The sequence below is a fragment of the Streptomyces sp. NPDC127084 genome (assembly GCF_042724175.1).
Lineage (GTDB): Bacteria > Actinomycetota > Actinomycetes > Streptomycetales > Streptomycetaceae > Streptomyces.
Map to the genome: position 1 here is coordinate 1 of NZ_JBHXFA010000014.1, position 8,969 is coordinate 8,969.

The 8,969-nt window shown below is 71.8% G+C and carries 8 protein-coding genes; 4 read left to right on the forward strand and 4 right to left on the reverse strand.

Translation table 11 applies throughout. The features are described from left to right. The coding region (locus tag ACFWI9_RS05520; RefSeq protein WP_387159207.1) for a VOC family protein at window positions 1-384 on the reverse strand (384 nt) is incomplete at its 3' end. A gap of 234 nt (window positions 385-618) precedes the next feature. On the opposite strand from ACFWI9_RS05520, the gene ACFWI9_RS05525 reads away from it, so the two are divergent. After that, window positions 619-1,473: a sulfurtransferase gene (locus tag ACFWI9_RS05525; RefSeq protein WP_387159208.1), complete on the forward strand. Its 855-nt coding sequence runs from the start codon at window positions 619-621 to the stop codon at window positions 1,471-1,473. A gap of 105 nt (window positions 1,474-1,578) precedes the next feature. Here the strand turns inward: ACFWI9_RS05525 and sepH are convergent, their stop codons facing one another. Beyond that, window positions 1,579-2,640, reverse strand: coding sequence for a septation protein SepH (sepH, locus tag ACFWI9_RS05530; protein ID WP_387159209.1), 1,062 nt, complete (start codon window positions 2,638-2,640; stop codon window positions 1,579-1,581). A gap of 464 nt (window positions 2,641-3,104) precedes the next feature. Between sepH and ACFWI9_RS05535 the strand changes: the two genes are divergently transcribed. After that, window positions 3,105-3,941: a hypothetical protein gene (locus ACFWI9_RS05535; RefSeq protein WP_387159210.1), complete on the forward strand. Its 837-nt coding sequence runs from the start codon at window positions 3,105-3,107 to the stop codon at window positions 3,939-3,941. A 5-nt stretch (window positions 3,942-3,946) separates the two neighbouring features. Here ACFWI9_RS05535 and ACFWI9_RS05540 read toward each other — a convergent pair whose 3' ends face one another. Both ACFWI9_RS05540 and ACFWI9_RS05545 read right to left on the reverse strand, forming a co-directional pair. Continuing rightward, on the reverse strand, window positions 3,947-5,272 hold the full coding sequence (locus tag ACFWI9_RS05540) for a D-arabinono-1,4-lactone oxidase (RefSeq protein WP_387159211.1): 1,326 nt from the start codon (window positions 5,270-5,272) through the stop codon (window positions 3,947-3,949). After that, window positions 5,226-6,473, reverse strand: a complete 1,248-nt coding sequence (locus tag ACFWI9_RS05545; protein WP_387159212.1) for an MFS transporter — start codon at window positions 6,471-6,473, stop codon at window positions 5,226-5,228. The genes ACFWI9_RS05540 and ACFWI9_RS05545 overlap by 47 nt, the downstream gene beginning before the upstream one ends. Window positions 6,474-6,660: 187 nt before the next feature. On the opposite strand from ACFWI9_RS05545, the gene ACFWI9_RS05550 reads away from it, so the two are divergent. Both ACFWI9_RS05550 and ACFWI9_RS05555 read left to right on the forward strand, forming a co-directional pair. Further along, window positions 6,661-7,821, forward strand: coding sequence for a ferrochelatase (locus ACFWI9_RS05550; protein WP_387159213.1), 1,161 nt, complete (start codon window positions 6,661-6,663; stop codon window positions 7,819-7,821). Between the two features lie 75 nt (window positions 7,822-7,896). Further along, window positions 7,897-8,697 (forward strand): inositol monophosphatase family protein, encoded by an 801-nt coding sequence (locus ACFWI9_RS05555; protein WP_387159214.1) that lies wholly within the window; start codon window positions 7,897-7,899, stop codon window positions 8,695-8,697. Window positions 8,698-8,969 lie beyond the last annotated feature (272 nt).

Here is an 8,969-nt window from a genome sequence, read left to right on the forward strand (position 1 = left end):
GGGGGGGGCGTGCCAGATGCCGAACCCGGCGCCCGCGGGTTCAGACGCTATCGCCATCCGGCCCGCGTGGGCCGCGACCCGCGCCCCGCCGCCGACGGTGCCGCCGCAGGATCTGATCTGCTCGGCCGTCTCGTCGGCGTCTTCGGTGGCCATGTAGGGCGTCCAGGCGATCGGCAGATGGCGGTCGGGCGGGAGCTGGCCGATGCCTGCCACCTCCTTGCCGTCGATCAGGGCTCGGACGTACGGTCCGAAGTGCTGAGGTCCTGGGGTGAAGTCCCAGCCGAAGAGATCACGGTAGAAGTCCTGCGTCGCGGAAAGCCCGTGCACCATCAGGCTCACCCAGCAGGGCGTGCCGGGCGTGCGCCGAGTCGCCTCGGTCGTCATCGTCACCCTTTCCTCGGACCATCGTCGTGGCCGTACGGCGTGGGGCTGGGATCGAGCCCGGCCGGGCAGCAGCCCGGTGCCCCCTCCAGATGCTTGCACCACCCGGCGCGCGGCGGAGCCCGGCCGCGCCGCTCTTCCGGGGATCTCCCTGGAGGATGCCCGTTCTGGCATTGCCCATCCCTCCGTCGCCGTAAGGGGCACGCCGTGCCCGTGCCCTGCGCGAGGATGGCTCCTATGAACCCCATCATCACCGCTTCAGAACTGCTGAGCGAGTCGGCTGGTACCCGGCCGCCCGTGCTGCTCGACGTCCGCTGGCAGCTCAGCCTGGCCAAGGCGGCGGGTGCGGCTCCCTTCGACGGGCGCGCCGAGTACCGGACCGGGCACATTCCCGGTGCCGTCTACATCGATCTGGACACCGAGCTGGCGGGCCCGCCCGGAGCCGGTGGCCGGCATCCACTGCCGGACGTGGCGGCCTTCGGCGCGGTGATGCGGCGGGCCGGCGTCTCAGGGTCCGCTCCGGTCGTGGTGTACGACGGCGGGCAGGGCTGGGCGGCGGCCCGGGCATGGTGGCTGCTGCGCTGGACGAGGCACGGGGATGTACGCGTCCTGGACGGCGGTCTCGCGGCCTGGGACGGTCCGCTGAGCACGCAGATCCCGGATCCCGAGCCGGGCGACTTCAGCCCGGCACCCGGTGCCCTGCGCCTGGTCGACGCGGACGGGGCGGCAGCGTTGGCGCGGTCCGGGCTGCTGCTGGACGCGCGAGCGGGCGAGCGCTACCGCGGTGACGTCGAGCCGATCGATCGGGTCGGGGGCCATATCCCCGGCGCGGTCTCGGCACCGACGACGGAGAACGTCACGCCGGATGCCACCACCTTCCTCCCGGCACAGGAACTGGCCACCCGCTTCAAGCGCCTCGGCGCGGCGGACGGCACCGAGGTCGGCGTCTACTGCGGATCGGGTGTCTCCGGCGCCCATGAGGTGCTGGCCCTGGAGATCGCGGGCATTCCGGCGGCGCTCTACGCGGGCTCATGGTCGGAGTGGTCCGCTGACGAGAGTAGGCCGGTGGCTACGGGGCCCGACCCGCAGTAGTCACGAACCATCGGCCGAGACGAGTGCGCGGGCCCGTACGGAATTCCGTACGGGCCCTGTGAGTGCGCGGTGGAGCGAGGTGGGCAGGGGGAGCGGCAGTGGTCGCTACTCCTGCTTCTTACGCCGCGTCCCGAACACGATCTCGTCCCAGCTCGGCACGGCCGCGCGACGGCCGGGACGCACACCGTCCGCCTCAGCCTGGCGGTCGGTCGTACCCGTGAGCCGATCACGGTGCCCGCTCACCGCGCGGGGCATGAGGACGTCCGCGTAGGCCGAGCCCGCACCGGCCGAGGCGGCGGGGGCCGGGGGCTCCTCGGCCTCGGCTTCCTCGTCGGGGTCGGTGGCGGGCGCGTCGATCGGGGCCGGACGCTCGGGCACGACCATGTCACCGCGGAAGTTCGGCACCGCCTCCAGGAGGCTGGTCAGCGAGTCACGCTCACTCTCCTCCGGCTCACCGGTGGCGGGCACCGGCGTAGGCCGGTCCAGAGCGCGGTCCAGAGCGCGGTCCATGCCGCGGTCGAGCGGCCGGTCGCGGGGCAGCCGTGCGATACGCGGGACGAACGGGAAGGTCGGCTCCTGCGCGACGGCGAGCGCGTCGTCGGTCTCACCGATCAGCGCGCGTGCCTCTTCGTCCGCGGCCTGGACAAGCCGCCGCGGCGGGTCGTACATCCAGCACGCCGAGTGCGGTTCACCCGCGACCCGGTAGACGAGGAGCACCTCCCAGGTGCCGTCGTCACGGCGCCAGGAGTCCCACTGCACCGAGTCCTTCTCGGCGCCGCGCAGCAGCAGCCGCTCCTGGACCGCCTCGCCGAGCTGGGGGCCGGCGTTCTCCCCGGGACGGCGGACGGGCGTCTTGCGTGCCCGCTCCGCCATGAACGCGCGCTCGGCCAGCACAGGCCCCTCGAAACGCCGCACGCGGTCGACCGGGATCCCGGCGAGCTGTGCGACTTCCTCGGCGGAGGCCCCCGCTCGTATGCGAGCCTGGATGTCACGCGGCCGGAGGTGGCTCTCCACCTCGATCTCGATCTGGCCGAGGCGGGCGCGGTCATTGCGGACGGCGGCGCGCAGCCGCTCGTCGATCGGAAGCGTGTACTCCGTGCTGTCCGCAGCCTTCAGCACCAGTCGTGTGCCGTCGTTGGAGACGGCCACGACACGCAGTTCGGGCATGGGGACCTCCCGGGTGGTGCCTGCCGACGTCACGTGCGTCGCTGCTTCCGCTAGTCGAGTGTGGCCTGCCCGGGTGCAGCCTGCCACAACCTTGCCGAGTTGCCCGGCGTGTCGGGGCAGGGCCCTGATCGCCGTTATGGCACGGTTACCTGTTTGCAACGCAGCGTGACCGATTTCGTCACGCTGGGCAGCAGGTCACCGTGCGGTGCCGCGGCGCCGCCGGTTTCGAGTGCCGCTTTTCGGCCCCCTCCCGGGTCCGGACACCCGTGAGGCAGCCGATCCCAGGGCTCGCCACAGTACTCCATTCGGGCCACGGGGGTGGACCGCCGCGCCGCCGAACTTGTGGCGGAGTGCGGGAGTTGAGACGTCTACCCGAAAACGGGGGGTATCAATCTTCACAGGATTCCCAGAAGTGGAATCATCGATTTCGCCTTTATGTCCCGTCTTGGTGCATGGTGGGACAGATGGGTAAGCAGAGGCTGGAGATCGACCCGAAGCCGGACAGAGACGAGCTGAGAACGGCACAACACAGGGAGCGGCGGCTCGATCTGAGTGTTCCCCACGTGGCGGGCAGTGCGCTCGCGGCCGTCGCGGCGGCGGTGCTGGCCTCCCAGCTCGGGGTCTACGGAACCATCATCGGGGCGGGGATGATGAGCGTTGTCGCCACGTGTGGGGCCACCGTGCTCCAACACCTGTTCCGGCGAACCGGAGAACAGATCCGCGATGCCGCCGTGCATGCCCGACCAGGGCCACGCCAGTCGTATCGTCCCTCTCACGAAGCACAGCCCGAAGGGGAGTTCGGCGAGCCGACCGTTCACGGCACCCGGCTGCGGGGCTGGAAGCGGCCGCTGTCGGCCGCGGTGGTCGTGTTCGCCGTGGCGATGATCGGCATCACCGCGTACGAGGTGGCCTGGGGCCGTGACCTGAGCGGCGGATCGGGTACGACGGTGGGCTCGGTCGTCTCGGGCAGCGGCACGGGCCGGGGCGGGAGCGGTGGCGCGGACGACGGCACGCCTCCGGCGGGCGGGACGGAACAGCGGCAGCGCGACGGTGGGGGCGGTCCCTCGCCCAGTCCTTCGGGTGACCGCACCGGTCCGCGGCAGGGCGGCAACGGCGACACGAGCCCGGCACCGGGCGCCGGCTCCGTATCCCCGTCGCAGTCCTCCCCCTCCGCTCAGCCGTCACCGCCGGACGGAGGGCCCTCCGCCCCGCCGTCTGACGGAGAGCGCCCCGCCCCGCCGCCGGCCGGTGCGCCCTCGCAGGACCGGCCGCACGACCCGGCGTCCTCGTACCCCAGGTGACCGCCTCAGTCGCCCAGTACTCGCCGCAGGTAGTCGTTGCCGAACACCCGCCCGGGGTCCAGCCGGTCGCGCAGGGCGGTGAACTCGCCGAACCGCGGGTACGTGCCCGCCAGGTACTCCGCGTCCCGGGTGTGGATCTTGCCCCAGTGCGGACGACCGCCGTGCGCGGTCATGATCTGCTCGACCGCGGTGAAGTAGGAGCGGTACGGCGTGCCCTTGTACATGTGCACGGCGATGTAGGCGCTGTCGCGCCCCGATGCGGTCGACAGCGCGATGTCGTCGGCCGGGGCGGTGCGTACCTCGATGGGGAAACTGATGCGCAGGGGTGAACGCTCGATCATCGCCTTGACCTCCCGCAGCGCCGTGACCGCGGCGTCGCGTGGCAGCGCGTACTCCATCTCCACGAAGCGCACCCTGCGGGGGCTGGTGAAGACCTTGTAGGCGATGTCCGTGTAGGTGCGGGCCGACAGGGCGCGGCTGGCCACCCTGGCGATCGGCGGGATCGTCGCCGGGACCGCCCGGCCGAGTGAGTTGATCACCTGGAAGAGGCCGTTGGACAGCAGTTCGTCCTCGAACCAGCCGCTCACCGCCCCGGGCGGTGCGGCGGGACCGGCGCTGCGGTTGTTGCGCTTGGTGTTGCAGTTGTCCGTGTGCGGGAACCAGTAGAACTCGAAGTGCTCGTTCTCCGAGATGAGTTCGTCGAAGTCGGACGTGACCCGGTCGAAGGACATCGGCTCCTCGCGGGCCGTCAGCAGGAAGAGCGGTTCCACCGCGAAGGTGATCGCGCTGACGACACCGAGCGCGCCGAGCCCGATCCGGGCGGCGGCGAACACCTCCGGGTTCTCCTTCTCCGAGCAGCGCAGCAGCGAACCGTCCGCCGTGATCAGCTCAAGCCCTCTGATCTGCGCGGCGATCGAACCCGAGTCGCGGCCCGTCCCGTGGGTGCCCGTGCTGGTGGCGCCGGCGACGGTCTGCTCCATGATGTCGCCCATGTTCGCGAGGGAGAGATCCTCACGGGCGAGCGCGGCGTTGAGCCGCTTGAGCGGAGTGCCCGCCTCGACGGTCACCGTCATCGATGTCCGGTCGATCTCGCGGATACCGGTGAGCAGATCCGGGCGTATCAGCAACCCGTCCGTGGCCGCTATCGCGGTGAACGAGTGACCCGTGCCGACCGTCTTCACCCGCAGTCCATCCTCGGCCGCCGAGCGTATGGCGGCGGCGAGTTCATCGGCGCTGGCCGGGGTGGCCTCCCGCGCCGGGCGGGACGTCACCGTCCCCGCCCAGTTACGCCACGCGCTCCCCGTGCTGCTGGTCGTGGCCGTGCCAGTCATGCTGCCCCTCCCGCATCGGCACCGGCTTTCGCAGCCGGCGGTACCCCAGGAACGCGACCACGACCGCGAGCACTCCCGCCACCGCGGGCACCGCGTACGCCGCATCCGCCCCGTACTCGTCCACCATCCAGCCCGATGCCGACAAGCCGAGTGCCACACCGACCGCGAGGCCGGTGCCCGTCCAGGACATGCCCTCGGTCAGTTTGGTGCGTGGTACGTGCGCTTCGACCAGGGCCATCGTGGTCACCATCGTCGGTGCGATGGCCAGGCCCGCGACAAAGAGCGACACGGCCAGGGTCACCAGATTCCCGGCCAGTTGGAGGGGGATCATACTCACGGTCATCGCACATACGCCCAGCACCCATCTGCGGGACGGTTCGCCCTTCAGCCGCAGCAGACCGAAGACCGCCCCGGCGAGGCAGGAGCCCAGCGCGTAGACCGCCAGCACCAGGCTGGACGCAGCCTTGCTGCCCTGCTCTTCCGCGAAGGCCACCGTGACCACGTCCACCGAACCGAAGATCGCTCCCATCGCCACGAACGTCGCCACCAGCACCTGGAGACCGCGGGAGCGCAGCGCCGAACCGCGCGTGTGCTCCTCGCGCGGATGCACCGGCGGCTCGGTGGCGCGCTGTGCCGTCAGCCAGAGCACGCCGATCGCCAGGAACACCCCGGCGAGCAGCGGACCCGCCTCCGGGAACCAGATGGTGGACAGTCCGATGGAGACGATCGGGCCCACGATGAAGCACAGCTCGTCCATGATCGACTCGAAGGCGTATGCCGTGTGCAGGCGCTCCGGCATGCCGTGGTGAATCGCCGCCCACCGGGCCCGGGTCATCGCGCCGACGCTGGGGACGCAGCCCGCGCAGGCGGTGAACACGAAGAAGACCCAGTCCGGAGCACCCTGCCGGGCACTGATCAGCAACCCCGCCACCGCGGCTCCCGAGGCGAGCAGCGTGGGCCGCAGCACCCTCCGCTGACCGTGCCGGTCGACCAGCCGGGAGACCTGCGGGCCGAGCACCGCCGCCGAGAGCGCGAGCGTCGCGGATAGTGCCCCCGCCATGCTGTAGCGCCCGGTGAGCTGGGACACCATGACCACGATGCCGACGCCCATCATGGACAGCGGCATACGGCCGAGGAACCCTGCGGCGGTGAACGCCATGGTGCCGGGGGTCGCGAATATCGCGCGGTAGGGACTGGGCACGGGGCGCTCCGTCGGGTGAATGAGTGGACGGGCGCGGGGCGCTCCGTAAGGCGTCTGGGCGGCTCGAACAGCTTACGGGTTAGGTAACCCTAACTTCACTGCGGGTGCCTGGACGGGTGCCGCGTCCGCCCATGGCAGGGGGGAGGGAGGGGGAGGTGGACGGGGCGGGAGTGGGAGGATCGGCACCATGGCTGAACAGCTGGACACCCTGGAGCCCCTGGACAACGCGCGGCCCGATGCCGCCCCCTACGACGCCCTGCTGCTGCTCTCGTTCGGCGGTCCCGAGGGGCCGGATGACGTGGTCCCGTTCCTGGAGAACGTGACGCGCGGTCGCGGCATCCCCAAGGAGCGGTTGAAGGAAGTCGGGCAGCACTACTTCCTCTTCGGCGGTGTCAGCCCGATCAACGACCAGAACCGGGCCCTGCTCGGCGCGCTCCGCGCGGACTTCGCAGCCGTCGGTCTCGACCTGCCCGTCTACTGGGGCAACCGCAACTGGGCGCCGTATCTGACCGACACCCTGCGCGAGATGGTGCTGGACGGGCGCAGGCGGGTCGCGGTGCTCGCCACCAGCGCCTACGCCTCCTACTCGGGCTGCCGGCAGTACCGGGAGAACCTGGCCGACGCGCTCGCGGCCCTGGAGGCTGAAGGGCTGCCGCTGCCCCGGGTGGACAAACTGCGGCACTACTACAACCACCCGGGCTTCATCGGTCCCATGGTGGACGGCGTCCTGGCCGCGCTGGCGGACCTTCCCGAAGAGCTGAGGGCCGGAGCGCGGCTCGCGTTCACCACCCACTCCATCCCGGACGCCGCAGCGGACGCGTCCGGTCCGCTGTGGGAGCACGGGGAAGGCGGGGCGTACGTGAAGCAGCACCTCGACGCGGCCCGCGTGATCGCCGAAGCGGTGCGCGAGGAGACGGGGGCAGAGCACCCCTGGCGGCTCGTCTACCAGTCGCGCAGCGGGGCTCCGCACATCCCCTGGCTGGAGCCGGACATCTGCGACCACCTGGAGGAGCTCCACGGTGCCGGGGCGCCGGCCGTCGTGATGGTCCCGATCGGGTTCGTATCGGACCATATGGAAGTGTTGTACGACCTGGACACCGAGGCCACCGCCAAGGCCGCCGAACTGGGTCTTCCGGTGCGCCGCTCGGCCACAGTGGGTGCGGAGCCCCGGTTCGCCGCGGCGGTACGCGACCTGGTGCTGGAGCGGGCGGCGACCGAACGGGGCACCGTGGCGGAGCGGTGCGCGCTGGGCGCGCTCGGGCCGTCGCACGACCTCTGCCCGATCGGCTGCTGCCCGGCCCGCACGGAGCGGCCCGCGGCGGCGGGCGCCGACAGCCCGTACGCGTAGCGCTCGCCGGCGCGGCACGCGTGCCGCGTGACACGGGTGCCGCGCCGACGACCCGTACCGATGAGGGAGCACCTTGTGACCGACCCCCTGCTCGACGAACTGCTGTCCCTGGCCCAGGAGGCCGGACGGCGAGCGGGAGCGCTGCTGCGCGACGGACGACCGGACGATCTGGCCGTCGCCGCGACCAAGTCCAGCCCGATCGACGTCGTCACGGAGATGGACATCGCGGCGGAGAAGCTGATCACTGGATTCCTGGCCGAGCGGCGCCCCGATGACGGCTTCCTCGGTGAGGAGGGCGCCTCGATACCCGGCACCAGCGGGGTGCGCTGGGTGATCGATCCGCTGGACGGCACGGTGAACTACCTGTACGGCCTGCCCACCTGGGCGGTGTCGATCGCCGCCGAACGGGACGGCGAAACGGTGGTCGGGGTCGTGGACATCCCGATGCGCGGTGAGACGTACCACGCCGTACGCGGCCGTGGCGCCTACTGCGGCGAGCGGCGGCTGAGCTGCCGCCCGGCACCCGAGCTGGACCAGGCGCTGGTGGCGACCGGCTTCAACTACGTCCACTCCGTCCGCAGCCATCAGGCGGAGGTCGCCCTCCGGCTCATCCCGAGGGTCAGGGACATCCGCCGCGCCGGCTCGGCGGCCGTCGACCTCTGCGATGTGGCCGCGGGCCGCCTGGACGCCTACTACGAGCGCGGACTGCACGCCTGGGACCTCGCGGCCGGCGATCTCATCGCCCGCGAGGCCGGCGCCCTCACCGGTGCCCGCCCGGGGGAGCGGCCCTCCGGCGATCTGGCGATCGCGGCCACCCCGGGTGTCTTCGAGCCGCTGCAACGCCTGCTCGACGAACTGGGCGCCTGGCACGACTGAGCCGCCTGGCTCCCGCCTGGCCCATTGAAGCGTCCCGCCCGGCACACCGAACCCGGTCCCGCCTGGTGTGCTGACGCGGCCCCCGCCTGGTGCGCTGAACCGGATGCCGCCCGGCACGCCAAGCCGGATCCCGCCTCGCACTACAGCCCGGCGGGCTGCGGGGTACCCCGGTCGGCCCGCTCGGACGCGCGAGGGCCCGGCACCCCCGACGAGGCTGACCGGTGCCGGGCCGCCCGCCGGTGGTGGGGGGTTTGCCGGGCGCTGTTTTTTAC